The sequence below is a fragment of the Nonomuraea sp. bgisy101 genome (genome assembly GCF_057708945.1).
Genome location: NZ_JBYITD010000014.1, coordinates 1 through 23,580, shown reverse-complemented (window position 1 = coordinate 23,580; position 23,580 = coordinate 1). Strand labels below are relative to the sequence as shown.

Below are 23,580 nucleotides of genomic sequence, written 5' to 3'. Positions count from 1 at the left end.
CTAAGGTCCGGCCATGCGGCTCACCCCACACGAGCAGGAACGCCTGCTCATCCATGTCGCCGCCGGGGTCGCGCGCGACCGGCGGGCCAGAGGCCTGCGGCTCAACCACCCCGAGGCCACCGCACTCATCGCGTCGTTCCTGATGGAAGGGGCAAGGGACGGACGCACCGTCGCCGATCTGATGGAGGCGGGCCGGCAGGTGCTGGCCCGCTCCGACGTCATGGACGGCGTGCCGGAGATGCTCGACTCGGTGCAGGTCGAGGCCACCTTCCCCGACGGCACCAAGCTCGTCACCGTGCACAGGCCGATCCCGTGATCCCCGGCGAGTACGAGCACCCCGCGGGCGGCCTCCCTCTGAACCCCGGCAGGGACCGGGTGACCGTCCGCGTCGTCAACACCGCCGACCGGCCGATCCAGGTCGGCTCGCACTACCACTTCTCCGCCGCCAACCCCGGCCTGGACTTCGACAGGAAGGCGGCGTGGGGCATGCGGCTCGACGTGCCTTCAGGGACCGCGACCAGGTTCGAGCCCGGCGTGGAACGCGACGTGACGCTGGTCCCGCTGGCGGGGCGGCGGATCGTGGCCGGGCTGCGTCCCGAGTGGGCGGGGCCGCTCGATGCCTGAGATCTCCCGCGCCCGCTACGCGGCGATGTACGGCCCGACCACGGGCGACAGGATCAGGCTCGCCGACACCGACCTGTTCATCGAGGTCACCGAGGACCGCTCGATGGGTCCCGCGGGCGCAGGCGACGAGGCGGTGTTCGGCGGCGGCAAGGTGATCCGCGAGTCGATGGGCCAGTCCCGTGCGACCCGCGCCGAAGGCGCCGCCGACCTGGTCATCACCGGAGCCGTCATCCTCGACCACTGGGGCGTGATCAAGGCCGACGTCGCGGTCGTCGACGGCCGGATCACCGCCATCGGCAAAGCGGGCAACCCCGACACCATGGACGGCGTCGACATCGTCATCGGCCCCTCGACGGAGATCCTCGCGGGCAACGGCAAGATCCTCACCGCGGGCGCCGTCGACTCCCACGTCCACCTGATCTGCCCGCAGATCCTCACCGAGGCGATCGGCTCGGGCGTCACCACGATCGTCGGCGGCGGCACCGGACCCGTCGAGGGCACCAAGGCCACCACGGTCACCGGCGCCGGGTACCTGCGCCACATGCTGGAGTCGCTCGACTCCTTCCCGGTCAACATCGCGCTGCTGGGCAAGGGCAACACCGTCAGCTCCGAGAGCCTGCTCGAACAACTGCGCGCCGGCGCGTCCGGCTTCAAGCTGCACGAGGACTGGGGCACCACACCTGCCGCGATCGACACCTGCCTGGCGGTGGCCGACGCGACAGGCGTGCAGGTCACGATCCACACCGACACGCTCAACGAGGCGGGGTTCGTCGAGTCGACGCTGAAGGCGATCGGCGACCGGACGATCCACGCCTACCACACCGAGGGCGCCGGCGGCGGGCACGCGCCCGACATCATCCGCGTGGCCGCCTACCGCAACATCCTGCCCTCCTCCACGAACCCGACCAGGCCGCACACCGTCAACACGCTCGACGAACACCTCGACATGCTCATGGTCTGCCACCACCTGAGCCCGTCGATCCCCGAGGACCTCGCCTTCGCCGAGTCGCGGATCAGGCCGTCCACCATGGCCGCCGAGGACGTCCTGCACGACATGGGCGCGATCTCGATGATCGGCTCGGACTCCCAGGCGATGGGACGCGTCGGCGAGACGATCATCCGCACGTGGCAGACCGCGCACGTCATGAAGGGGCGTCGCGGCGGCATGGACGACAACCTGCGCGCCCGGCGCTACGTCGCCAAGTACACGATCTGCCCCGCCATCGCGCACGGGCTGGAGTCCGAGGTCGGCTCGGTCGAGGTGGGCAAGCTGGCCGACCTCGTGCTGTGGGACCCCGCGTTCTTCGGCGTGAAACCCACGCTCGTGCTCAAGGGCGGCGTCGTGGCGTGGGCGCAGATGGGCGACGCCAACGCCTCCATCCCCACGCCCCAGCCGGTCATGCCCAGGCCGATGTTCGGCGCCGCTCCCGTGACGGCCGCCGCCACCTCGGTGCACTTCGTCTCCCCTCTCGCGCTGGAGGCCGGCCTGGGCGACCGGCTGAACGTGGGCCGCCGACTGGTCCCCGTCGCCGACGTACGGCGGCGCGGCAAGGACGCCATGCCGCTCAACGACGCGCTGCCCAGGATCGACGTGGCGCCCGACACCTTCGAGGTGCGGGTCGACGGTGAGCTGATCGAGCCGGCGCCGGCCGTGGAGTTGCCCATGGCACAGCGCTACTTCCTGTTCTGATGAGCGCCGCCGCCCTGCTGCTCCTGGCCGACTCGCGGCTGCCCGCCGGTGGTCACGCCCATTCGGGGGGCACGGAACAGGCCGTCAGAGCGGGGGCCGTGCACGACGTGGCGTCCCTGCGCGCCTTCCTCGTGGGCCGCCTGCACACGACGGGCGTGGTGAGCGCGGCCCTGGCCGCCGCCGCGTGCCGTACGGCGGGTGCGGCGCCCATGGGCGGCCCTGTGAGTGACACGGCGGGCGCGGCGCCTGCCGGTGGTGCGGCGGGCGCGTTCACGCCGGGCGCGCCGTTGAGCTGGGCGGAACTCGATGCCGAGGCCGACGCGGTCACCGCCTCGCCCGCCCAGCGCGAAGCGGCCAGGCAGCAGGGCAGGCTCCTGCTCAGGGTGGCCAGGCGCGTCTGGCCGTCGGACCCGCTGGAGGCGCTGGCGCTGGCAGTACCGCATCCTCACCATCCCGTCGCCCTCGGCGCGGTGGCGCACGCGGCCGGGATCGCGCCCGAGGCCGCCGCCACGGCCGCGGCCTACCACGCGGTGTCCGGGCCGGCCGCGGCGGCGGTACGGCTGCTCGGCCTCGATCCCGTCGAGGTGCACCGCCTGCTCGCCGCCCTCGCGCAGGACCTGGAGTCGGTGGCGGACAGGGCCGCCCGCGCCGCCCGCGACGGCCCGCTGCCCGCGCCGTCCGCGCCCGCGCTCGACCTGCTCGCCGAACGGCACGCGCAGACGGCCCAACGTCTGTTCGTCTCCTGACCCGCCGCCACAACCCTTCCGACCCGCCCCAAAGCCTCCTGACCCGCGGTAGGGGTCTCCCTCCCTGCTCAAGAGTCTCCTGACCCGCGCAGGAGGCTCCCGACCCGCTCAAGTGTCTGCTGACCGCTCGAGAAAGGACCCGCATGGGAGCCGACCACGAGGATCACCACCACGCCCCGGACGGCCACGGACGCGCCCTGCGCCTCGGCATCGGCGGGCCGGTGGGCAGCGGCAAGACCGCGCTGGTCGCGGCGCTGTGCCGCGCGCTCGGAGCGCACCTGCGCCTCGGCGTGGTCACCAACGACATCTACACCACCGAGGACGCCGACTTCCTGCGCAGGGCCGGCGTGCTCGACCCCGAGCGCATCCTCGCCGTCGAGACGGGGTGCTGCCCGCACACCGCGATCCGCGACGACATCGCCGCGAACCTCGACGCGGTGGAGACGCTGGAGGAGCGGTTCGGGCCCCTCGACCTGGTGATCGTGGAGAGCGGGGGCGACAACCTGACGGCGACGTTCAGCAGGGGACTGGCCGACAGGCAGATCTTCGTCCTGGACGTCTCCGGCGGGGACAAGGTGCCGCGCAAGGGCGGCCCGGGAGTGACCGCGGCCGACCTGCTCGTGGTCAACAAGACCGACCTCGCTCCCCTGGTGGGCGCCGACCTGGACGTGATGGAGCGCGACGCGGCCGCCGTACGGGAGGGCAGGCCCGTGCTCTTCACGTCCATCAGGCGGGACGGCGGCGCGGCCGAGGTCGCCGCGTGGGTGGCCGAGCAGGTCCACGACTGGGCGCACGAGCACGAGCCCGTCGGCTGATGACGGGAGCGACCCCGCCGGGCCGGCGAGCCATGCACGCCCGCGCCGCCGTGGCGACAGCGCTGTCCGGCGGGCGGACCGTCCTGCCGGTGCTGCGCTCGGCACCGCCGCTCACGCTGCGCCAGACCGGGCCGCACGCCGTGCACCTGGTCTCCACCGCGGCGGGCCCGCTGGGCGGCGACCGCTTCGAGCTCGACCTCGACGTGGCGCCTGGCACCAGTCTGCGGGTGGGGTCGATCGCGAGCACGCTGGTGCTGCCGGGGCGGGGCGAGTCGCTGTCGGTGGTCACGGCGCGGGTCGGCGAGGGCGCCGCTCTGTCCTTCGCTCCCGAGCCGACCGTCCTGGCGGCCGGCTGCTCGCACCGGATGGTGGTACGGCTCTCGCTGGCCGAGGGCGCCCGGGTGCGCTGGCGGGAGGAGATCGTCTTCGGCCGCCACGGCGAGGCTCCCGGCCGGTGTCACGCCAGGTTCGACGCCACGGTGGAGGGCGTGCCGTTGCTGCGTCAGGAGTTCGTCGTGGGGGATCCCGCGCTGGACGCCTCCCCCGCCGTCTACGGGCCGGCCCGCTGCGTCGGCACCACCCTGCTCGCCGCTCCCCCGCGCCGCTCGCCGTCGCAGACCGTCACCGGAGAGACCGTCACCAGGGAAGCCGTGATCAGGGAGGCCGCCCCCGGGAAGGCCGCCCCCGGGAAGGCCGTCGTCAGGGAGGGCGTCGCCGTCCTCCCGCTGGCCGGCCCCGGCACGCTCGTTTCCGCACTGGCCCGTGACGCCGTCGAACTGCGCCGCCTGCTGGAGTGGGGCGAGGCTCAGGTGACGGGCGGCGCGGACCGCTGAGACGCCTCACTCGCCCGGCAGGCCCGCCTCCCTGCCCAGGACCCCGAGGATGCGGGCGCCCTCAGGTCGGACCGCCCCCGTGTGCACCTGCGGCGTCGCGAGGGTAGGGGATCACGCTGCTCCCGTGCGCGCCCCTGCGGCGTCGGCGGGGGCGGATGGCGCGGGCCAGCTCGATTCGAGCGACCGTACAGCGGCCACCAGCGGCGCGAGCTCCGGCTGCCGCTCGGCCTCGGCGAGCGCCGCGGCCAGCGCCGCGTCGTTGGTCGGCTGCGCCAGGCCCAGCAGTTCGCGGCCCTCGGGCGTCACGTCGGTGTAGATGCCCCTCCGGTCGGTCGCGCACAGGTAGCGCGACAGCAGCCCTCTGTCCTCCAGCCGGGTCACCAGCCGGGTGGTCGCGCTCTGGCTGAGGCCGACGGCGTCGGCGAGCTGGTTCATCATCAGGTGCCCGCCCTCGCCCGAGTGCTGCCCGCTGAGCACGAGCAGCGCGGAGAACTCGCGCACGCTCAGGCCGTGCGCGGACTGCAGCGCGCGCTCGATGTGCGCGTCGATCCTGCCGTGCAGCGCCGACAGCGTGCACCAGCTCTGCGCCAGAAGGTTCCGCATGCCCCCAGGATACCTCCCACGTGCAATATAAGGCGCTTGCATATATCCCGCGTATGCAACTATTGTGGACGCGTTCCACTCTTCTAGTCGGGGGATCTGTCATGCCCATCGCACTCCTGGCCCTGGCCATCGGCGCCTTCGGGATCGGGACGACCGAGTTCGTCATCATGGGGCTGCTGCCCCAGGTCGCCGTCGAGTACGGCGTCTCCATCCCCACCGCCGGATACCTGGCCTCGGGATACGCCGTGGGTGTCCTCGTCGGGGCTCCGCTCATGACGATTCTCGGTACCCGCGTCTCGCGCAAGACCATGCTCATGGCCCTCATGGGCATCTTCGTCGCGGGCAACCTGCTGTCCGCGGTCGCGCCCGCGTTCAGCCTGATGCTGGCCGGGCGGATCGTCACCTCGCTGGCCCACGGCGCCTTCTTCGGCATCGGCTCGGTGGTGGCCGCCAACCTGGTCGCACCGCAGAAGCGGGCCAGCGCCATCGCGCTGATGTTCACCGGGCTCACGCTGGCCAACGTCGTCGGCGTGCCGCTCGGCACCCTTCTCGGCCAGCAGACCAGCTGGCGCCTCACCTTCGCCGCCGTCGCCGTCCTCGGCGTCCTCGCGGTGATCGGTGTCGCCCTGCTCATCCCCGCCGACGAGGCGCCCAGCGCCGCCAACAAGCACATCCAGGGGGAGCGCGGCCTCGTCCGGCGCGAGCTGGCCGCCTTCCGCGATGTTCAGGTACTGCTGGCCATGGCCATGACCGTGCTCGGCTTCGGCGGCGTCTTCGCGGCGATCACCTACATCGCGCCGATGATGACCGAGGCGGCGGGTTTCGCCGAATCCGGCGTCACCTGGATCCTGGTGCTGCTCGGCATCGGCATGGTGATCGGCAATCTGGTCGGCGGCCGCCTGGCCGACCGCGCGCTGATGCCGCTGCTGTACGTCTCGCTAGCCGCGGTCGCCGCGGTGCTCGCGCTGTTCGCCTTCGCCGCCTACTCCCAGATCGCCTCGGCGGTCGCCGTCGTCCTGATCGGCCTGCTGGGCTTCGCGACCGTACCGCCGCTGCAGAAGCGGGTGCTCGACCTGACCTCGGGCGCGCCCACGCTCGCCTCCGCCGTCAACGTCGGCGCGTTCAACCTGGGCAACGCGCTGGCCGCGTGGCTGGGCGGGCTGGTCATCTCCGGCGGGTTCGGCATCACCGCCCCCAACGTGGTGGGCGCGCTCATGGCGGGCTCGGCGCTCGGGCTGGCCGTGATCTCAGGGCTGCTGGAGCGCAGGCGGGCTCAGCGCCCGATCAGCACGGCCGCGAGCGTCACGACCGCCGGAACGGTCTGAACGAAGAGGATCTTCCTGCTCGCGGTGGCCGCGCCGTACAGACCGGCCACCGCCACGCAGACCAGGAAGAACACCTTGGCCTGGAAACCCACGGGGTCGGCCGCCACCAGGCTCCAGATCAACCCCGCCGCGAGAAAGCCGTTGTAGAGGCCCTGGTTACCCGCCAGGGCCTTCGTCTGCTCGGCGAACTCCCTGGTCATACCGAAGGCCTTCATCGCCCTCGGGGTCGTCCACAGGAACATCTCCAGAACCAGGATGTAGACGTGCAGCAGCGCGACGGCCGCCACCAGGATGTCCGCCACCACGCTCACATGATCAGTCTCTCACGCGCTCGCGGCGTATCGTGAGGGCGTGGCCGACACTCTCGCACGCCCCAGCAGGCGCGGCGTCGCCGTCGCCGTGGTCCTCGCGGGTCTGCTCCTCGCCCTGTCAGCGCTGTTCCCCTGGGCGGGCATCGACGCCAGGTTGGAGGTGCTGGGGGCGGGCGTCAGCCAGGACGTGCGCGGCGTCGACGACCCGTTCGGCGTCTACACGCTCGTCGCGGGCCTGGCCGCCGCCGCGCTCGGGGTCGCGGGGCTGCTGCGGGGCCGGCTGCTGACCGCGCTCGCCGTACTGCCCGGCCTGGTCGCGGCCGTGCTCCTGGTGATGTACGTGGCCGATCCTCGGGGCATCGGCGACCGGGTGTCCGTGGACCTCGGGGTGCTGTCCATCGAGCCTGGGCTGCGGCCCGGCTGGTTCGCGGCCCTGGCGGCGGCGCTCGCCGTCACCACCCTGGCCCTGCTCGCCCTGACCCGCCCGCGCAGCCTGGACTGATCCGCGACGCATCCCACGCCGGCCGGCCCGCACACACCTCGCGACCCCACCCCCGCGCTGATCCGCCCGCGCGTCCCGCGATGAACCGCACCGGGCCGGCGTGCCGTACGGGAGACCTCAGTCGTAGAAGCCCAGCCTGCGCAGCTGCTTCGGGTCGCGCTGCCAGTCCTTGGCCACGCTGATGCGCAGGTCGAGGTAGACGCGCGTGCCGAGCAGCGCCTCGATCTGCTTGCGGGCCCTGGTGCCGACCTCGCGCAGCCGCTCGCCCTTGTGCCCGATGACGATCGCCTTCTGGGAGGGCCGTTCGACGAACATGTGGGCGTAGATGTCGAGCAGGTCGTCGCGCCCCTCGCGCGGAAGCATCTCGTCGACCACGACCGCGATCGAGTGGGGCAGTTCGTCGCGCACGCCTTCGAGCGCCGCCTCCCTGATCAGCTCCCCCACCAGCACCTGTTCGGGCTCGTCGGTGAGCTGCCCGTCCTCGTACAGCGGAGGCGACTCGGGCAGCTCCGAGATCAGCACCGACCCCAGCGCGTCGAGGTTGTCGCCGTTCTCTGCCGACACCGGCACGACGTGCGCGAACTCGGCCAGCTGCGACACCGCGAGCAACTGCTCGGCGATCTGCTCCTTGGACGCGAGATCGCACTTGGTGACCACGGCCACGACCGGCGTGCGCTTGACCGCGGCGAGCTTGTCGGCGATGAAGCGGTCGCCCTTGCCGATCGGCTCGTTGGCGGGCACGCAGAAGCCGATGACGTCGACCTCGGTGAGCGTGGACAGCACCAGGCTGTCGAGCCGCTCGCCGAGCAAGGTGCGCGGGCGGTGCAGGCCAGGCGTGTCGACGATGATCAGCTGTGCGTCGGGGCGGTGGACGATGCCCCGGATGGCGCGCCTGGTGGTCTGCGGCTTGGAGGAGGTGATCGCCACCTTGGTGCCGACCAGGGCGTTCATCAGCGTGGACTTGCCGACGTTGGGGCGGCCGACGAAGCAGGCGAATCCGGCGCGATGGTTACTGGTCACCTAAGAATTCTCGCCTATGCCGACCAGCGCTCTCGCCACCAGCCGAAAGCCCGCGGCAGGACCCGCGGGGACCAGGCGGGCATCGACAGGCCCTCAAGCTCGGCCTCGGTGGCGAAGCGGGCCTCGGTGATCTCCTCGCCGTCCGGCGTGATCGTGCCGCCGGTGAGCGCGCAGCCGTACACGGCGTTGACGTAGGCCACCTGGTGGCCGTTGGGGTAGGTGGTGCGGAACTCGGGCCCGCCGAACACGCCGATCAGGCCGCGCACCTCGATGTCGACGGCGAGTTCCTCGCGCAGTTCGCGGACCACCGCGTGCTCGGGGCCCTCGTCGGGGTCGATGCCGCCCCCTGGCGGCGCCCACATGCCCGTCTCTCCTGCGTGGCGGGCCACCAGCAACCGTCCCTCGTCGTCGAAGACGCAGCCGGTGGCGGCGGGCAGCATCAGCAGGCTGTTGCCCACCAGCTTGCGCAGGTCGGCGAGGAACGGCGACATGGCCATGTCAGCCCCTGAGTGTGCCGTCGGGGCCGGCCACGTACAGGGCCTTGGCGCCCAGCTCGCGCACCACCGCCTCGTCGTTCTCGCTCGCGTTCTCGCCGTCCGTGACCAGCGCCGCGGCCTCGAGCGACTGGGCGCCGCTGGAGACCGCCATGGCCACGGCCACCTGGACGGCCGACAGCGTCAGCGAGGCGAGGTCGACGTTGGTCGCGGAGTAGGTGCGGCCCGTCTCGTCGCGCACCGCCGCACCCTCCCGCGCCCCGTTCCGCGCCCTGGTCGCGCGCGCCAGCGTGATGATCTTGGAGTCTTCGGCATCGAGAGTCACGAGCCCAGGTTAGCGAGCCAGCTCGACGAACGCCTTGGCGAGCTCCTCCGTCTGGTGGACGTCGACCGTGCCGAGCCCGGTGTGCACCACCGACAGGAGCCTGTCGCCTTCGCGGACGAACACCACGTCGAGAGCGTAGGGGTAGCCGTTCAGCCGCCCGCGCAGTTGCCTGCTGACCACGTCGCCGCCCAGTTCGGGAAGCACGAGCGGCGACAGCCTCAGCCTGGTGGCCCTTCCCGGCGCGCCCGCCTCGATCACGGGACAGCGGTCCATCGCCCTGCCGAGTTCGCCCAGGTGCCATCCGGCCTGCGCCGCCCCGTAGACGGCCACCCCGACCGCGGCCAGCTCGCCGAGCACGTCTCCCTGGTAGCTGGCCGCCGCGTGCGCCTCCAGCGACCGCACCGGCGGACGTCCGCTCGCCGTCTGGAACGCGGCCATGCAGCTGAGATCGCCCTTGGGGAACGGCGAGCGCCACGCGTCGTGCGCCTTGGGAGAGAAGCCGTCGGGCAGCGCGGGTTGCTCGCGCAGGAGCCGCCGCAGCCTTGCGCTCTCCTCGGTGGCCGCCGACTCCGCGTAAGGACGCCGTTCGCCGCAGCCGACCAGGCACGTCGCGAGCAGCCCGCAGGCCATGGCGGCGAGCGCCGCTCTCATGATCAGCTTCATGATCTCCCCCGATGATCGCTCAGCCGACGGCATATCTGCCCCGTCGACGAATGCGGCAATCCACCGGAGTCGCCAATTCAGTGCGTGTTATCGCAAACCCACATCGGCGGGCGGCACACAAGCAAGGGTGCCCTCGCCCGGTTCCACCCGGGCGAGAGCACCCTTTACGAAATGCAACGCCTGGCCGCGGCTAGCAGGCCGGGCGTCGCGTTTCCCCCCGGAGCCCCCTCCGCGCCGCGAACCCCTTCCGGCACTTCGGAGACCCCCTGCGACACCCACCGCACAGGGTGTCGAGAAACATCGTGTACGTGGGGCCTTGCAAGATGCTTGTAGAACACTTGCGGCTTTGGCGGCTACATCGACCTCTTGTGATAACAGGAGCTCAGCGCGGCTTTTGCCCCGCGACGGGCCGCGCTCCCGGGGGTAGAGCGGCCGCCTGGGGGCGGGGGTCAGTCCTGCTCGGCGGCAGCGACGACGGCCTCGTCCTCGGGCGGCGTGACGCGCCTGACCACCACCGTGCCGATCCGGTTACGCCGCCCCGCCAGGCTCTCGGCGGTCAGCTGCAGCCCCGCCACGACCGCCTGTGATCCGGCGATCGGCACCCGGCCCAGCGCGTGCGCGAGCAGCCCGCCCACCGTCTCCACGTCGTCGACGTCGATCTCGGTGTCGAACAGCTCGGCCAGCTCGTCGACCGGCATCCTGGCCGTCACCCGCATCGCCCCGTCGGGCTGGGTCTCGACACGGGGAGCCTCCTGGTCGTACTCGTCGGCGATCTCGCCGACGATCTCCTCGAGGATGTCCTCGATGGTGACCAGCCCTGCCGTGCCGCCGTACTCGTCGATGACGATCGCCAGGTGGATCTGACGGGCCTGCATCTCCCGCAGCAGCTGGTCGATCGGCTTGCTCTCGGGCACGTACGTGGCCGGCCGCATGATCGACTCGACCTTCGCGCTCGCGTCGTCGGACGATTCCTGCACGCGCCGCGCGATGTCCTTGAGGTAGGCGATGCCGATGACGTCGTCCTCGTTCTCGCCGGCGACGGGCACGCGGGAGAAGCCGCTGCGCAGCGCCAGCGAGAGCGCCTGGTTGAGCGTCTTGCCCCGCTCGATGAAGACCATGTCGGTACGGGGCACCATGACCTCGCGCACCAGCGTGTCGCCGAGCTCGAACACCGAGTGGATCATCTCGCGCTCGTCGGGCTCGATCACCCTGCGCTCCTCGGCCAGGTCGACCAGGTCGCGCAGCTCGGCCTCGGAGGTGAAGGGCCCGTCGCGGAACCCCTTGCCAGGCGTCAGCGCGTTGCCCAGCAGGATCAGCAGCTTGGGCAGCGGCCCGAAGATCCTGGTCAAGCCGTACACGATGGGAGCGCTGGCCAGCGCGATCGGTTCGGCGTGCTGGCGGCCCAGCGTACGCGGCGAGACACCGACGATGACGTAGCTGACCACGATCATGACGGCGGCCGCGGCGGCGTAGGCCGAGCCCTGGTCGCCGAGCAGGTCGATGAACATCAGCGTGGCGATCACCGTGGCGATCAGCTCGCAGCTCAGCCTGAGCAGCAGGAGCAGGTTGAGGTAGCGCGGTGGGTCGGCGACGATGGCCTGCAGCCGCTCGGCCCCCCTGCGTCCCTCACGCACGAACTCCTCCGCACGCACCCGGGAAATGCGGGTCAGGGCCGTTTCCGCACTGGCGATCAAACCGCCGATCACCACGAGAACGACGGCCGAAAGCAGCCACGCGTTCACCGCTGGGTGCGCACCTCCCGCCACGACTCCAGGAGCTTGGCCTGCAGGCCGAACATCTCCTTGTGCTCTTCCGGCTCGGCGTGGTCGTAGCCGAGCAGGTGCAGGATGCCGTGGGTGAGCAGCAGGTCGAGCTCGTCCTGGGTGCTGTGGCCTGCCGCGGTGGCCTGCTTGGCGGCCACCTGCGGGCACAGCACGACGTCGCCGAGGAGCGCGGGGTCGGTGGCGCTGTCGCCGTCGCCTCGCGCGCCCCCGCCCGGGCGCAGCTCGTCCATCGGGAAGGACAGCACGTCGGTCGGGCCAGGCTCGCCCATCCACTTCTCGTGCAGGTCGGCCATGGCCCCCTCCTCGACCACCAGGATCGACAGCTCGGCCAGAGGGTTGATGCCCATCTCCTGCAGCACGTGCCCGGCGAGGGCGGCGAACCCCTGCTCGTCGACCTCGACGCCGGACTCGTTGTTGACCTCGATGCTCATACGTCCTCCTCCACCGGCCGCATGAGCATCCGGCGCTCGCTCATGGCCGCTTCCCCCGTCGCTGCTGGTGGATCTGCTTCGGCTCCTGGAGCGCGTCGTAGCGCCCGTACGCGTCCACGATGTCGCTGACCAGCTTGTGACGAACCACGTCGGAGCTGGTGAGCCGCGCGAAGTGGATGTCGGGGATGCCGTCGAGGATCTCCTGCACCACGCGCAGGCCGCTCGTCGTGCCACTGGGCAGGTCGACCTGGGTGACGTCACCGGTCACGACGATCTTGGAGTTGAAGCCCAGTCGCGTCAGGAACATCTTCATCTGCTCGGCCGAGGAGTTCTGTGCCTCGTCGAGGATGATGAAGGCGTCGTTGAGCGTGCGACCGCGCATGTACGCCAGCGGCGCGACCTCGATCGTGCCCGCGGCCATCAGCTTGGGGATGGACTCGGGGTCGATCATGTCGTGCAGCGCGTCGTAGAGCGGGCGCAGGTAGGGGTCGATCTTCTCGTAGAGCGTGCCGGGCAGGAAGCCGAGCCGCTCTCCCGCCTCCACGGCGGGCCTGGTCAGGATGATCCGGTTGACCTTCTTCTCCTGAAGCGCGCGTACGGCCTTCGCCATGGCGAGATAGGTCTTGCCGGTGCCGGCGGGGCCGATGCCGAACACGATCGTGTGCTTGTCGATCGCGTCGACGTAGCGCTTCTGGTTGACGGTCTTGGGCCGGATGGTGCGCCCGCGCGAGGAGAGGATGTCGAGGGACAGCACCTCGGCGGGGCGTTCGGAGGTCATCTTCAGCATGGCGATGCTGCGCTCGACGGCGTCGGCGGTCAGCTCGCCGCCGTTGCGCAGCACCTCCACCAGCTCCTCGAAGAGGCGCACGACGGCGCCGCTCTCGTCGGGGCTGCCGGTGATGGTGATCTCGTTGCCACGGACGTGGATGTCGGCGCGGAACGCGCCCTCGATGACACGCAGCAACTCGTCACGAGAGCCAAGGAGGCTGACCATCGGGTATTCGTCCGGAATCAGCACCTTTGCCTGAGTGCGCGAGGGTGGTGCCGTTCTGCGGGATTCGTTTAGCTCGGACATGGGCAGGCCTGTCGGCCTGATGCCTCCCGGTCTCGGTCGGGTGTTCTCACTTCATGGTAGCCGGGCACCCCTACCTGGTTCGCGTCAATATCAGCCGGGTGGCCACTGCAGGCCACGACCGCCGAGAACGTGCGCGTGCACGTGGAAAACGGTCTGGCCCGCGCCGGCTCCCGTGTTGAAGACCACGCGATAACCGCCCTCCGCCACGCCCTCCTGCACGGCCACGGCGTGCGTGGCCTTGAGCACGTCGTCGGCGAGGCCCTCGTCGGCCTCGGCCAGCGCGGCCGCGTTGGCGTGGTGCGCCTTCGGGATCACCAGGACGTGCGTGGGCGCCTGCGGATTGATGTCGCGAAAGGCCAGCGTCCTGTCGTTCTCGTAAACGATCTCGGCAGGAATCTCCTTGGCCACGATCTTGCAGAAGAGACAGTCGGTCACGTCGGAACCCTATCGTCACTCAAGAGAAAGGAGGTGATCCGCTGTTGCCAATCGGTAATCCGTCATACCGTGCGTACAAAGATCCCCGCGGTTAGGGTGTCTGTGCGACAATCCACCGGAAACTAAGACGATTCAGGGTCGGGCGAGGCCACCTGGCGAGGACACGACTGGGTCATGCCCCCTAAGGAACCGCAAGAGCGTAAACCCTCCGGGAAGGCTGAGCGTCCCACTGATGTGACCACCGAAACCCTTCTGGCCGACAGGTCGTTAGGGGCGGTGCCGGTCGGGTGGGATGCCGACATGGCCGTGACTGCGCTTTACAGCGCGCACTTTCGGTCATTGGTGCGTCTCGCTGTGTTGCTCGTACGCGACATAGCAACCGCGGAGGAAGTCGTGCAGGACGCGTTCGTCGCCATTCATGGCGCCTGGCGCAGACTTCGCGACCCCGACAAAGCACTCGCCTACCTACGTCAATCTGTCGTCAACCGGTCCCGTTCCGTGCTGCGTCACCGCGCGGTCGTCGAAAAGTATGCTCCCAAGGGTCTGCCCGACGCCCCGAGCGCCGAGAACGGCGCGATCGGCGAGCTTGAACGCTCGGCGGTCATCGAGGCACTGCGGGCCCTGCCTGCGCGACAGAGAGAGGCGCTCGTTCTTCGTTATTACGGTGACCTGTCCGAGGCCGAGATCGCCCATGCCATGGGCATCAGCAAGGGCGCCGTCAAGAGCCACACGGCTCGTGGCATGGCCGCCCTGCGTTCCGTTCTGGAGAAGATGTCATGACCCTGCCGCCCGACGAGCACGGCGAGATCCTGCGCCGGGTGCTGCGCGCGGAGGCGGACGCGGTCGTGCCGTCTCCCGAGGGTTTGGAGATCATCCGCGCCCGCATCGAAAGGCGCGGGCTACGGGGACTCTTCTGGTTGCGGGCGGGCGCCGCGGCGGCGGGCGCGGTCCTCGTGGCAGGGACGATCGTGATGGTCGTCCCCGACCTCCGCAACATGGTGGTCGTCCCCTTCGCCCCCGTCGACAACATCACCGAGCTGCCGCCTGACATCTCCTCGACCACCCGCCCGCCGACCAAGGCGCCGCCGACCAGGCGCAGCCAGCCGGCCGTGCCGCCGCCTCCCGTGACCAGCGCGCCGCCCACCGAGCGGTCGGAGACGCACGCGCCGAGCAAGAAGACGCCCACGCCGACCCCCACGCCCACGCCGTGCGCGAAGGGGAGCTCCGAGCCGCCGGAGGAGTGCGCGGACGGCACCCCGACTCCGACACCGTCGGCCACCCCGTCGGAGACGCTGCAGAACCCCGACAATCCTGACTGCGGCGCCGACCAGTGCTCGCCCGAGGACCCCGCGCCCTCGCCCAGCGAGATCGCCAGCCCGCTGTCCAGCCCCTAGCGCTACCAGCGCCCCGTGCGAGCCTGCACGACGGCGGCCGCCGCGACCCCCGCCGTCGAGGTTCGCAGCACCGTCGGCCCGAGCAGCGCGGGTACGGCCTTCGCCGCCGTGAACCTGTCGAGCTCCTCCCCCGCGATCCCGCCCTCGGGCCCCACGACGAGGACGATGTCACCCGCCGCGGGCAGCTCGACCGTCGCCAGCCCCTCCTCGGCCTCCTCGTGCAGCACCAGCGCCAGCGCCGCACCCGCGAGCAGCTCGGCCACCTGCGCCGTCGAGTGCTGAGGGGTGACCGTGGCGGCGTGGAACCTGCGGGCCTGCTTGCCCGCCTCCCTGGCCGTCGCCTGCCACTTCGCGAGCGACTTGGCCGCCCTGTCGCCCTTCCACTGCGTGACGCTGCGCGAGGCCGACCACGGCACGATCACGTCCACGCCCGCCTCGGTCATCATCTCGACGGCCAGCTCGCCCCTGTCGCCCTTGGGCAGACCCTGCACCACGACGAGGCGCGGCGAAGGCGCGGGCACCTCGAAACGGCGCAGGACCTCCACGCGCAGGGAATCCTTGAGCACCTCCCTGGCCACGCACTCGGCGCCCAGCCCAGCGCCGTCGGTCAGGTCGATCCGCTCACCTTGACGGATGCGCCGCACGGCCGCGGCGTGGCGGCCCTCGGCGCCGCCGAGCACGAACTCGGCACGGCCGAGGTCCGCGGCGTCGGCGAGGAACAAGGGCACGGTCACAGCAGGCTCCCCCTTGGGCGGGCGATGTGACGGCGGCCGGCCGGAGTCCCGCTGGAGTCGCGTGATGGACGGGCCCCGGCCACGTGACCGCGGTGGGGCCGGACCGGCCTGCCGTACAGGAGAAGAGGGTCAGCGGCCGTTGAAGGCGTCCCTGAGGCGGGAGAAGAAGCCTTGCTGGCCTGGAGCGAACTTGCCCGGCGGGCGTTCCTCGCCGCGCAGCTTGGACAGCTCCCGCAGCAGGTCCTCCTGCGCCTGGTCGAGGCGGAGGGGGGTCTCCACGTTGACGTGGATCAGCAGGTCGCCGCGGCCGGTCTCGCTGAGACGCTGGACGCCCCTGCCGTACATCGTGATGACCTGGCCCGACTGGGTGCCCGGCCGGACGTCGATCTCCTCCGCGCCGTCGAGGGTCTCGACGGTCAGCGACGTGCCGAGCGCCGCGGCGGTCATCGGGATCTGGACCGTGCAGTGGAGGTCGTCGCCACGCCGCTCGAAGATCTCGTGCGGCTTCTCGACGATCTCCAGGAACAGGTCTCCGGGAGGGCCGCCGCCGGGGCCGACCTCGCCCTCGCCCGCCAGCTGGATGTGGGTGCCGTCCTCGACGCCCGCGGGGATGCGGACCTTGATCGTACGGCGGGTGCGGACCCTGCCGTCGCCCGAGCACTCCTGGCAGGGGTGCCTGATGATCGAGCCGAAGCCGCCGCACTGGGGGCACGGCCTCGAGGTCATGACCTGGCCCAGGAAGGACCTGGTGACCTGGGAGATCTCGCCGCGCCCCTGGCACATGTCGCAGGTGTCGGGATGCGTGCCCGGCGCGGCGCCCGAACCCGAGCAGACCTCGCACAGCACGGCCGTGTCGACGTTGAGCTCCCTGGTGGTGCCGAACGCCGCCTCGCGCAGGTCGAGCTCGACCCTGATCGTGGCGTTGCGTCCTCTCCTGGCACGGGAGCGGGGGCCACGGCTGCCGCCCGCCCCGCCGAAGAAGGCGTCCATGATGTCGCTGAAGGGGAAACCGGCTCCGAATCCGCCGGCTCCGGCGCCCGCACCCGCGCCCGCGAACGGGTCGGCGCCCAGGTCGTACATCTGCCGCTTGTTGGGATCGGACAGGACCTCGTAGGCCTGCGTGATCTCCTTGAAGCGCTCCTGGGTCGCAGGATCGGGGTTCACGTCGGGGTGAAGCTCGCGAGCCAGCCGACGATAGGCCTTCTTGATCTCGTCCTGACTGGCGTCACGGCGTACCCCGAGGGTGCCGTAGTAGTCGTTTGCCACTTATCGACCTCTTATGAAGCAGCCAGGATCTGGCTGACGTAGCGTGCCACCGCGCGCACAGCGCCCATCGTCACGGGGTAGTCCATCCGGGTGGGACCGAGCACGCCGAGGCGAGCCCCCGAACCGTACCCTGTGGCGACGAGGGAGGTGCCACGCAGTCCTGTGTAGGGGTTTTCCGAGCCGATCCTGACGGTGAGCGTGGTCGGCATGTCGGAGGTCTCGCCCAGCAGGCGCATCAGCACGACCTGCTCCTCCAGCGCCTCGAGCACGTCGCGCAGACCCGTGGTGAAGTCGGCGCCCGCCAGGTTGGCCGCGCCGGCGAAGACGATCTTCTCGTCGTGGCGCTCGACGAGGGTCTCCAGCAGCACCGAGAGGATCGTCGCCGCGGCGGGCCGGTCCTCTACGGGCAGCCGCTCGGGCAGGTCCGAGACCTGCTCGGGCACCTGGTTGAGCCCGCAGCCGTCGAGGCACGCGTTGAGCACCGCGCGCAGGTGCGCGACCCTCGACTCCTCGATCGTCTCCGGCAGCTCGATGACACGCTGCTCGACCCGGCCGGTGTTCGTGATCAGCACGAACATCACCCGCCTGTCGGTCAGCGGCACCAACTCCAGGTGACGAACCGTCGACTGGGAGAGCGTCGGGTACTGCACCACCGCGACCTGCCTGGTCAGCTGCGCCAGCAGTCTGACCGTGCGGGTGACCACGTCGTCGAGGTCGACCGCGCCCGCAAGGAACGTCTCGATCGCCCTGCGCTCGGCGCCCGACAGTGGTTTGATCTGCGAGAGCTTGTCGACGAAGAGCCGGTAGCCCTTGTCCGTCGGCACCCGTCCCGCGCTGGTGTGGGGCTGGGCGATGTAGCCCTGCTCCTCCAGCGCGGCCATGTCGTTCCTGACCGTGGCCGGAGAGACGTTCAGGTTGTGGCGCTCGGCCAGCGCCTTGGAGCCCACCGGTTCGTTGGTGGACACGTAGTCCTCGACAATGGCGCGGAGCACCGCAAGCTTTCGATCATCGAGCACGTGCTCACCTCCCTGCCTGTAAAGGAAACGACAGGTCTAGCACTCTGTGTTCCCGAGTGCCAAGTGTACGGCTCTCGCCCACAGGGTGCGATAACACACCTAGTCAAGCTGACTGCAAGCCGCAGGTCGACAATAGTGGTCATGACCGACGTTCCACCGCCGTACCGGCAGGACCCGAGGTACGGCGCCTACGTTCCACCTCCTGCCCCGGGGCAGATCAGGCCGCGTGCCTGGTGGATCGCGGTCGTCTGGACGGTGGCGTTACTGACGGCGGTCAGCGGTGTCGTCGGGTTCGCCTCGGACCTCGACTCCACCCTGAAAGAGCTGGTCCCCGCCAGGTCCTTCGCCCCTGGCGAACCCGTCACGGTGACGATCGACCCCGCCGACGAGCCGGGGCTCTACCTGTCGAGCAGGCGGCCCGTCCGCTTCTCGTGCGAGATCGACGGGGGCGGCCTGTCGGAGCCCAACGGAACGCAGACCGTCAACGAGTGGGAGCTCGTCCACGTCATCGACGTGCCGGAGAAGGGCGAGTACGAGGTCTACTGCAGCGCCGAGGAGGACGCCGAGGCGCGCTTCGGTGTCGGCCGCCTGCTCACCGCGGCGATGGGTGAGATCGCCGGCAGCGTCCTCGTGCTGCTGGCCGTGCCGGGAGCGGGCATCCTGTTCGCGATCATCATGACGATCGCGATCCTCGTCCGCAGGAGCAACGCGCGCAGGAACGGCGATTTGCTACGGTCCCCCCATGTACGAGCGTGACGTTCTTGCGGGGAACTGGCGGCGCCCGGGCAAGGGGAAGATCCCGGCCGTGCCGGCCGAACGCGACCTGGTCGTGGAGGACGCCGACAGCGGGTTCTGCGGCGCGGTGGTGGCCTGCGACAAGGAGGCCGTCACGCTCGAGGACCGCTTCGGCAAGCGGCGCCTGTTCCCGCTGGCGCCCGCCGCCTTCCTGCTGGACGGCAAGCCCGTGACGCTGGTGCGGCCTGCCGCGTCCGCCCCCGCGGGCCCGCGTCGCAGCGCCTCGGGTTCCATCGCCGTCGAGGGCCTGCGCGCCAGGGTGGCCAGGGAGAGCCGCATCTACGTCGAAGGTGTGCACGACGCGGCGCTCGTGGAGAAGATCTGGGGCCACGACCTGCGCGTCGAGGGCGTGGTGGTGGAGTATCTGGAGGGCGTGGACGACCTGCCCTCGATCGTCGAGGAGTTCGGTCCAGGGCCGGAGCGCAAGCTCGGCGTGCTGGTCGACCATCTGGTTCCCGGCTCGAAGGAGAGCCGGATCGCCGCTCAGGTGACCTCGCCGCACGTGCTGGTCGTCGGGCATCCGTTCGTCGACATCTGGCAGGCGGTCAAGCCCTCCGTGCTGCGCATTCCCGCGTGGCCGCAGGTGCCGCGCGGGCTGCCGTGGAAGGAAGGCGTGATCGCCGCGCTGGGCTGGGGGCTCGAACCCGCCGACGCGTGGCGCAGGATCCTGGGCGCGGTTTCCACATATGCCGACCTCGAGCCTTCTCTGCTCGGCAGGGTCGAAGAGCTGATCGACTTCGTGACGGAGACATGATGAGCGAGAACTTCCCTCAACCGCCCGACGGGGACGCCACCAGGCGCGTCGAGCGTTCCGACCTGCCGGGTTCCGGCCCGCAGCAACAACCGGGGTACGGCCCGCCGTCAGGCGGTCAGCCCTCGGGGGGTCACAACCCACCGTCAGGCGGTCAGCCCTCAGGGGGTTACAACCCGCCGCCGCCCGACTACGGCCAGCCGTCAGGGGGTTACGGCCAGCCGTCCGGCGGTCATGGACAACCTCCCTCAGGAGGTTACGGTCCTTCGCAGGGGTACGGCCCTTCGCAGGGCTATCCGCCACCGCTGGGCTACGGCCAGCAGGCATACGACCCGCAGGGTTACGGCCAGCAGGCATACGACCCGCAGGCATACGACCCGCAGGGATACGGCCAGCAGGGATACGGCCAGCAGGGTTACAGCCAGCAGGGATACGGCCCGCAGCCCGGCTACGGTCCTGCCGGCTACCAGCGCCCGCCGTACACGCCCGGCCAGTACGGCCCCAGGCCTGGCAGCGACGACACCAGCATGGCGATGCTGGCCCACCTGCTCGGCATCCTCACCGGCTTCGTCGGTCCGCTGATCCTCTACTTGGTCAAGCGTGACGAGTCCCCCTACGTCCGCGACCAGGCGGCGCAGGCGCTCAACTTCCAGATCACGGTCTTCATCGGCTACATCGTCTGCATCGTGCTGTCGTTCGTGCTGATCGGATTCCTGCTGATGTTCGTGCTGTGGATCGCCGCGTTGATCTTCGAGATCATGGCGGCGGTGGCGGCCAACAGAGGCCAGAACCACCGCTACCCCGTCAACATCACCTTCGTCCGCTGACGGTCCTGAACCCGCGGTCGCCCGAGGCGGAGCCCGGCGTGTTCGACGAGCGCGCCGCCGCCTTCGCGATCCGGCGCGCTACAGGGTCAGGTCACGGATCAGGGCGTCGGCCAGCAGCCTGCCGCGCAGGGTGAGAACCATGCGCCCCGCTTTGAACGGCTCGGTCTCCAGCAGCCCGTCGCCCAGCGCTCTGGCCACGACGGTGCGCGCCTCCTGCGCCACGCCGTCCAGCGGGTAGCCGGAGGCCAGTCGCAGCTCCAGCATCAGCCGCTCCACCTCGCGGTCTCCGGCGGTGAGCACCTCGCGCGCGTGCGCTGGCGAGGTGCTCACCGCCAGGCGCTGCGCGTAGGCGGCCGGATGCTTGACGTTCCACCAGCGGGTGCCGCCCACGTGGCTGTGCGCGCCCGGCCCGACCGCCCACCAGTCGCCGCCGGTCCAGTAGAGCAGGTTGTGCCGGCACCTGCCCTCCGTGGAGGTGGCCCAGTTCGACACCTCGTACCACTCGAAGCCCGCCTGTGACAGCAGCTCGTCGGCGATGAGATAGCGGTCGGCCGCCACGTCGTCGTCGGGCATCGGCAGCTCTCCGCGCCTGATCCTGGCCGCCAGCCTGGTGCCGTCCTCGACGATCAGCGAGTAGGCGGAGACGTGGTCGGGCTCGGCCTCGATCGCCGCCCGCAGCGAGGCCCGCCAGTCGTCGTCGCTCTCTCCTGGCGTGCTGTAGATCAGATCCAGGTTGACGTGGTCGAACCCGGCCTTCTTCGCCTCCTGTACGGCCTGCGCCGCCCTCCCCGGGGTGTGGTGCCTGTCGAGGACCTTCAGCACGTGTTCCCTGGCGCTCTGCATGCCGAAGCTGACCCGGTTGAAGCCGCCGTCGCGCAGCCTGTCCAGGTAGGCGGGGTCGACCGACTCGGGGTTGGCCTCGGTGGTCACCTCGGCGCCCTGGGCCAGGCCGAACTCCTCGTCGATCGCGCGCAGGATCCTGGCCAGGTCGGCCGCGGGCAGCAGCGTGGGAGTGCCTCCGCCGAAGAACACGGTTTCGACGGGCAGCTCGGCGGCGCCGAGGACGCGGCGGGCCAGCCGTACCTCCTCGATGGCGGTGTCGGCGTAGTCGCGGTGGGAGGCGCCGGGACCCAGCTCGGCGGCGGTGTAGGTGTTGAAGTCGCAGTAGCCGCAGCGGGTCACGCAGAAGGGCACGTGGACGTAGAAGCCGAACGGGCGCTCGCCCAGGCCGTGCAGGGCGCTCGCGGGCAACTCGCCCGACGCGGGCGCGGGATCGCCGTCGGGAAGGGTGGATGGCACGCTTCCAGTCTGCCGTGCGCCGCGGACCACCCCGTCCCGCCCATTGACGCGCCGATCACGCGGGCCTACGATCCGGGTCAACTTTAAGGAAAGTTTCCTATAAGTTCGCCACTGGAGACGCCCGTGAAGAGAGCCCTCATCATCCTGTCCTCCTTAGTCCTGGGCCTGACGGCGGTGGCGCTGCCGGCCGAGGCCCACGGCGGTTTCAAGCGAGTCGCCTACTTCATCCAGTGGGGCGTCTACGGCAGGAACTTCCACGTCAAGGACATGGACACCAGCGGCGCGGCCGCCAAGCTGACCCACATCAACTACGCCTTCGGCTTCGTCGCCGCCGACGGCACCTGCGTCTCCGCCGACCCGTGGGCCGACTGGCAGCGGCCCGTCCCCGCCGAGCAGAGCGTGGACGGCGTCGCCGACGCCCCCGGCCAGGCGCTCAACGGCAACCTCAACCAGCTGCGCAAGCTCAAGGCCAAGCACCCCGGGCTGCGCGTGCTGCTCTCCCTCGGCGGCTGGACGGGCTCCCGCCACTTCTCCGACGCCGTCCTCACCCCCGAGGCGCGCGCCAAGCTGGCCACCTCCTGCGTCGACATGTGGCTGAAGGGCAACCTGCCCGGCCTCGAGGCGGGCGCGGCCGTGGGCGTGTTCGACGGCCTCGACCTCGACTGGGAGTGGCCCGGCTCCGAGGGCGCCCCGGGCAACGTGATCAGGCCCGAGGACAGGCGGAACTTCACCCTGTTCCTGTCCGAGCTCAGGTCGAGGATGGACGCGCACTCCCGCTCCGCCGAACTCACCGCCTTCCTCCCCGCCGCGGCGACGAAGATCGACGCCGGGTTCGAGGTGCGCAAGGTGTTCAAGCTGCTCGACTTCGCCACCATCCAGGGCTACGACCTGCGCGGCTCGTGGGAAGCGCAGACCGGGCACAACGGCAACCTCCTGACCGACCGCCGCGACCCGAACCCGGTGCGCTACAGCGTCGACCAGACCGTCCGCGACTACCTGTCCCGCGGCGCCCCCGCCAGGAAGATCGTGGTCGGCGTGCCCGCCTACGGCCAGGGCTGGACCGGGGTCACCGCCGGCGGCGACGGCCTGTACAAGCCCGCGACCGGGCCCGCCCCCGGCAAGTGGGCGGCCGGTACCGAGGACTACAAGGACCTGGTCGGCAAGCCCGGCAAGCGCTACCGCGACCTGCGGACCGGCACGGTGTGGCTGTACGACGGGAACGAGTTCTGGTCGTACGACGATCCGGCCGTGATGGTGCAGAAGGCCGCCTACATCCGGCTCAAGGGGCTCGGCGGGTCGATGATGTGGTCCATCGACCAGGACGACGCCAAGGCCTCCCTCACCTCGGCCCTGTACCAGGTCCTCCGCTGACCTTCCTCGCGTGCCCGCGAGCATGGTGAACGGCAGGCGAGGGGCTCGACCCGCGGGGACGGCGCAAGGGGTTCGCGCCGTCCCCGCGACCACGCGCCAGATCTGCCGTCACCCACGCCCCCTTCGCTTCATCTCCTCTGCTTCATCTCCTCTGCTTCGCCCCCACTGCCTCGTCCCCGCGCGGTGGCGATCCAGGGGATCTCCCTCGTCGGCACGGGCGGGAGCCGGCACTACTCCTCCGGTGGTGCCGGTACCGGCGCAACTGCGCCCCCCGGCGTACGCGGAAAGGCCACCCACAGGGGACGATCACGGACCCCGGAGCGGCGACGATTCCCCCGTCCCTTTCCCGCCGCCGTGCACGCGCTCACGCCTGCACCCCGTCGCCTGGAGTCAACCCATGCATGTCGTACCGCGACGCCTGTCGTCCATCCTCGCGGTCACGCTCGTCACG

28 protein-coding genes are annotated in these 23,580 nt (G+C 70.7%); 14 read left to right on the top strand and 14 right to left on the bottom strand.

Annotated elements, in window-relative coordinates:
• Positions 1 to 13: 13 nt before the first annotated feature.
• The 6 genes from AC3EO4_RS25775 to AC3EO4_RS25750 all read left to right on the top strand — a co-directional run bounded on the left by AC3EO4_RS25775 (position 14) and on the right by AC3EO4_RS25750 (position 4,708).
• Positions 14 to 316 carry an urease subunit gamma gene (locus tag AC3EO4_RS25775; RefSeq protein WP_379578298.1) on the top strand — a complete coding sequence of 101 codons (303 nt, stop codon included), beginning with the start codon at positions 14 to 16 and terminating at the stop codon, positions 314 to 316.
• Complete coding sequence (locus tag AC3EO4_RS25770; protein ID WP_379578300.1) at positions 313 to 624, top strand: urease subunit beta; 312 nt, start codon at positions 313 to 315, stop codon at positions 622 to 624. The genes AC3EO4_RS25775 and AC3EO4_RS25770 overlap by 4 nt, the downstream gene beginning before the upstream one ends.
• Positions 617 to 2,314, top strand: coding sequence for an urease subunit alpha (locus AC3EO4_RS25765; RefSeq protein ID WP_379578302.1), 1,698 nt, complete (start codon positions 617 to 619; stop codon positions 2,312 to 2,314). The genes AC3EO4_RS25770 and AC3EO4_RS25765 overlap by 8 nt, the downstream gene beginning before the upstream one ends.
• Complete coding sequence (locus AC3EO4_RS25760; RefSeq protein ID WP_431898237.1) at positions 2,314 to 3,060, top strand: urease accessory protein UreF; 747 nt, start codon at positions 2,314 to 2,316, stop codon at positions 3,058 to 3,060. Before AC3EO4_RS25765 ends, AC3EO4_RS25760 begins: the two co-directional genes overlap by 1 nt.
• A gap of 143 nt (positions 3,061 to 3,203) precedes the next feature.
• A complete protein-coding gene (gene ureG, locus AC3EO4_RS25755; RefSeq protein WP_431898235.1) occupies positions 3,204 to 3,875 on the top strand; it encodes an urease accessory protein UreG in 672 nt (223 codons plus the stop codon).
• Complete coding sequence (locus AC3EO4_RS25750; RefSeq protein WP_431898234.1) at positions 3,875 to 4,708, top strand: urease accessory protein UreD; 834 nt, start codon at positions 3,875 to 3,877, stop codon at positions 4,706 to 4,708. The genes ureG and AC3EO4_RS25750 overlap by 1 nt, the downstream gene beginning before the upstream one ends.
• 111 nt (positions 4,709 to 4,819) lie before the next feature.
• On the opposite strand, the gene AC3EO4_RS25745 is transcribed toward AC3EO4_RS25750, so the two are convergent.
• Positions 4,820 to 5,311, bottom strand: coding sequence for a MarR family winged helix-turn-helix transcriptional regulator (locus tag AC3EO4_RS25745; protein ID WP_379578310.1), 492 nt, complete (start codon positions 5,309 to 5,311; stop codon positions 4,820 to 4,822).
• Positions 5,312 to 5,412: 101 nt separating this feature from the next.
• On the opposite strand from AC3EO4_RS25745, the gene AC3EO4_RS25740 reads away from it, so the two are divergent.
• Complete coding sequence (locus AC3EO4_RS25740; RefSeq protein WP_431898232.1) at positions 5,413 to 6,636, top strand: MFS transporter; 1,224 nt, start codon at positions 5,413 to 5,415, stop codon at positions 6,634 to 6,636.
• On the opposite strand, the gene AC3EO4_RS25735 is transcribed toward AC3EO4_RS25740, so the two are convergent.
• The gene (locus AC3EO4_RS25735) at positions 6,585 to 6,947 is read right to left on the bottom strand and encodes a DUF1304 domain-containing protein (protein ID WP_379578314.1); all 363 of its coding nucleotides are present in this window, start codon (positions 6,945 to 6,947) and stop codon (positions 6,585 to 6,587) included. The genes AC3EO4_RS25740 and AC3EO4_RS25735 overlap by 52 nt on opposite strands.
• A gap of 40 nt (positions 6,948 to 6,987) precedes the next feature.
• On the opposite strand from AC3EO4_RS25735, the gene AC3EO4_RS25730 reads away from it, so the two are divergent.
• Positions 6,988 to 7,449, top strand: a complete 462-nt coding sequence (locus AC3EO4_RS25730) for a hypothetical protein (RefSeq protein ID WP_431898229.1) — start codon at positions 6,988 to 6,990, stop codon at positions 7,447 to 7,449.
• Positions 7,450 to 7,566: 117 nt separating this feature from the next.
• On the opposite strand, the gene era is transcribed toward AC3EO4_RS25730, so the two are convergent.
• The 8 genes from era to AC3EO4_RS25690 all read right to left on the bottom strand — a co-directional run bounded on the left by era (position 7,567) and on the right by AC3EO4_RS25690 (position 13,676).
• Positions 7,567 to 8,469: a GTPase Era gene (era, locus tag AC3EO4_RS25725; RefSeq protein WP_379578318.1), complete on the bottom strand. Its 903-nt coding sequence runs from the start codon at positions 8,467 to 8,469 to the stop codon at positions 7,567 to 7,569.
• Positions 8,470 to 8,483: 14 nt separating this feature from the next.
• Entirely contained in the window at positions 8,484 to 8,966 is a 483-nt protein-coding gene (locus AC3EO4_RS25720; protein WP_431898227.1) for an NUDIX domain-containing protein, read from the bottom strand.
• A gap of 1 nt (position 8,967) precedes the next feature.
• Entirely contained in the window at positions 8,968 to 9,288 is a 321-nt protein-coding gene (locus AC3EO4_RS25715) for a cytidine/deoxycytidylate deaminase family protein (RefSeq protein ID WP_379578322.1), read from the bottom strand.
• A 9-nt stretch (positions 9,289 to 9,297) separates the two neighbouring features.
• Complete coding sequence (locus AC3EO4_RS25710) at positions 9,298 to 9,951, bottom strand: hypothetical protein (RefSeq protein WP_379578324.1); 654 nt, start codon at positions 9,949 to 9,951, stop codon at positions 9,298 to 9,300.
• 449 nt (positions 9,952 to 10,400) lie between these two features.
• Positions 10,401 to 11,693 (bottom strand): hemolysin family protein, encoded by a 1,293-nt coding sequence (locus AC3EO4_RS25705; RefSeq protein ID WP_379578326.1) that lies wholly within the window; start codon positions 11,691 to 11,693, stop codon positions 10,401 to 10,403.
• Positions 11,690 to 12,166 carry an rRNA maturation RNase YbeY gene (ybeY, locus tag AC3EO4_RS25700; RefSeq protein WP_431898225.1) on the bottom strand — a complete coding sequence of 159 codons (477 nt, stop codon included), beginning with the start codon at positions 12,164 to 12,166 and terminating at the stop codon, positions 11,690 to 11,692. Before ybeY ends, AC3EO4_RS25705 begins: the two co-directional genes overlap by 4 nt.
• A 40-nt stretch (positions 12,167 to 12,206) precedes the next feature.
• The gene (locus AC3EO4_RS25695) at positions 12,207 to 13,241 is read right to left on the bottom strand and encodes a PhoH family protein (protein WP_379578330.1); all 1,035 of its coding nucleotides are present in this window, start codon (positions 13,239 to 13,241) and stop codon (positions 12,207 to 12,209) included.
• A 90-nt stretch (positions 13,242 to 13,331) separates the two neighbouring features.
• Positions 13,332 to 13,676, bottom strand: coding sequence for a histidine triad nucleotide-binding protein (locus AC3EO4_RS25690; RefSeq protein ID WP_379578332.1), 345 nt, complete (start codon positions 13,674 to 13,676; stop codon positions 13,332 to 13,334).
• A 300-nt stretch (positions 13,677 to 13,976) separates the two neighbouring features.
• Here AC3EO4_RS25690 and AC3EO4_RS25685 point away from each other — a divergent pair, with 300 nt between their 5' ends.
• Positions 13,977 to 14,456, top strand: coding sequence for a SigE family RNA polymerase sigma factor (locus tag AC3EO4_RS25685; protein ID WP_183660508.1), 480 nt, complete (start codon positions 13,977 to 13,979; stop codon positions 14,454 to 14,456).
• The gene (locus tag AC3EO4_RS25680; RefSeq protein WP_379578334.1) at positions 14,453 to 15,070 is read left to right on the top strand and encodes a hypothetical protein; all 618 of its coding nucleotides are present in this window, start codon (positions 14,453 to 14,455) and stop codon (positions 15,068 to 15,070) included. Before AC3EO4_RS25685 ends, AC3EO4_RS25680 begins: the two co-directional genes overlap by 4 nt.
• Before the next feature lie 2 nt (positions 15,071 to 15,072).
• Here the strand turns inward: AC3EO4_RS25680 and AC3EO4_RS25675 are convergent, their stop codons facing one another.
• The 3 genes from AC3EO4_RS25675 to hrcA all read right to left on the bottom strand — a co-directional run bounded on the left by AC3EO4_RS25675 (position 15,073) and on the right by hrcA (position 18,086).
• Complete coding sequence (locus AC3EO4_RS25675) at positions 15,073 to 15,804, bottom strand: 16S rRNA (uracil(1498)-N(3))-methyltransferase (protein WP_379578336.1); 732 nt, start codon at positions 15,802 to 15,804, stop codon at positions 15,073 to 15,075.
• Positions 15,805 to 15,933: 129 nt separating this feature from the next.
• Positions 15,934 to 17,070 carry a molecular chaperone DnaJ gene (dnaJ, locus tag AC3EO4_RS25670; RefSeq protein WP_379578338.1) on the bottom strand — a complete coding sequence of 379 codons (1,137 nt, stop codon included), beginning with the start codon at positions 17,068 to 17,070 and terminating at the stop codon, positions 15,934 to 15,936.
• Positions 17,071 to 17,081: 11 nt separating this feature from the next.
• Positions 17,082 to 18,086 carry a heat-inducible transcriptional repressor HrcA gene (gene hrcA, locus AC3EO4_RS25665; protein WP_379578340.1) on the bottom strand — a complete coding sequence of 335 codons (1,005 nt, stop codon included), beginning with the start codon at positions 18,084 to 18,086 and terminating at the stop codon, positions 17,082 to 17,084.
• 141 nt (positions 18,087 to 18,227) lie between these two features.
• Here hrcA and AC3EO4_RS25660 point away from each other — a divergent pair, with 141 nt between their 5' ends.
• The 3 genes from AC3EO4_RS25660 to AC3EO4_RS25650 are packed head-to-tail and all read left to right on the top strand — an operon-like array spanning position 18,228 to position 20,459.
• Positions 18,228 to 18,842, top strand: a complete 615-nt coding sequence (locus AC3EO4_RS25660; protein ID WP_431898223.1) for a hypothetical protein — start codon at positions 18,228 to 18,230, stop codon at positions 18,840 to 18,842.
• Entirely contained in the window at positions 18,829 to 19,635 is an 807-nt protein-coding gene (locus AC3EO4_RS25655; RefSeq protein WP_379578344.1) for a DUF3097 domain-containing protein, read from the top strand. The genes AC3EO4_RS25660 and AC3EO4_RS25655 overlap by 14 nt, the downstream gene beginning before the upstream one ends.
• On the top strand, positions 19,635 to 20,459 hold the full coding sequence (locus tag AC3EO4_RS25650) for a DUF4870 domain-containing protein (protein WP_431898222.1): 825 nt from the start codon (positions 19,635 to 19,637) through the stop codon (positions 20,457 to 20,459). Before AC3EO4_RS25655 ends, AC3EO4_RS25650 begins: the two co-directional genes overlap by 1 nt.
• Before the next feature lie 78 nt (positions 20,460 to 20,537).
• On the opposite strand, the gene hemW is transcribed toward AC3EO4_RS25650, so the two are convergent.
• Positions 20,538 to 21,758, bottom strand: coding sequence for a radical SAM family heme chaperone HemW (gene hemW, locus AC3EO4_RS25645; protein ID WP_431898220.1), 1,221 nt, complete (start codon positions 21,756 to 21,758; stop codon positions 20,538 to 20,540).
• 123 nt (positions 21,759 to 21,881) lie between these two features.
• Here hemW and AC3EO4_RS25640 point away from each other — a divergent pair, with 123 nt between their 5' ends.
• Positions 21,882 to 23,129 carry a glycoside hydrolase family 18 protein gene (locus tag AC3EO4_RS25640; protein ID WP_379578350.1) on the top strand — a complete coding sequence of 416 codons (1,248 nt, stop codon included), beginning with the start codon at positions 21,882 to 21,884 and terminating at the stop codon, positions 23,127 to 23,129.
• The last annotated feature ends 451 nt before the right edge of the window (positions 23,130 to 23,580 follow it).